The following is a 1,028-nucleotide window of genomic DNA, read 5'->3' as shown; positions in this document are numbered from 1 at the left end:
AAACCTAACTACATTATCAGGTGATATTGGTATCGAAAATAACATCTCAGATAACACTTACCACGTAGTAGTTAGTGTCGACGATGTTGGTAGTGCTAAAATTGATGGTTTTACAATTACCAAAGGAAATGCAAATGGTGCAAATTCAATTACAATTAATTCAAGGGTATTCGACAGGGACTGTGGCGGAGGGATTAATAATCGTTCTTCAACTCCAACTATTACTAATACAATCATTTCTAATAATTCAGCTAATAACGGCGGAGGAATTTATAATTCACAATCATTTCAAACTCTTACCAATATAATCATTTCAGGTAATTCAGCTAATAATAGCGGTGGAGGAATTTATAATAATTCTAGTTCTCCAATAATCACCAATACTACCATTTCAAATAATTCAGCTTATAATGGCGGTGGGGGTTATAATTACGCTTCTTCTCCAATAATTACCAATACAAACATTTCAGATAATTCTGCTGATTATGGCGGGGGAATTTATAATATTGTTTCATCTCCAACTCTTACTAATACAACCATTTCAGATAATTCAGCTACTACTGGAGGAGGTATTTATAATATTGTTTCATCTCCAACAATTAATAATAGTATCATTTGGGGAAACACTAAAAATTCTGACCAATCGGTTAATAATGTTTATAACATAAATAATAGTACTCCTGTTTATAAGTATAGTCTAATACAAGGCAGTATGGTAAACTCAAACTGGAATTCAAGTTTTGGAACAAATGGAGGCAATAATATTGATGTAAACCCAATGTTTGCAAATCCTACAAATGGAGATTTTACTTTAACTATTACAAGTCCTGCTATTAATGCAGGAAGTAATACGTTATATGGCGCTTCACTATCTACTGCAACGGATTTAGCAGGTAATCCACGTTTGTTTGGTACAACAATAGATATGGGGGCTTATGAAAATCAACCTGTTGTAATTTCACCAACAAACAATGTACTTTTTGTAAAACAAGGTGCTACTGGTACTGGCGATGGTTCGTCGTGGGCGA

Annotated in this window: 1 protein-coding gene; it reads left to right on the top strand. The window is 33.7% G+C overall.

The features are described from left to right. On the top strand, window positions 1–1,028 hold a 1,028-nt coding region (locus EG240_RS16625; protein ID WP_317127030.1), incomplete at both ends, for a choice-of-anchor Q domain-containing protein.

Origin of the sequence: Paenimyroides tangerinum, assembly GCF_003865405.1 — a bacterium.
In the GTDB taxonomy this organism is placed as follows: domain Bacteria; phylum Bacteroidota; class Bacteroidia; order Flavobacteriales; family Flavobacteriaceae; genus Flavobacterium; species Flavobacterium tangerinum.
The sequence above is the reverse complement of the archived record's forward strand: the minus strand, read 5'-3'. Positions and strand labels throughout refer to the sequence as shown.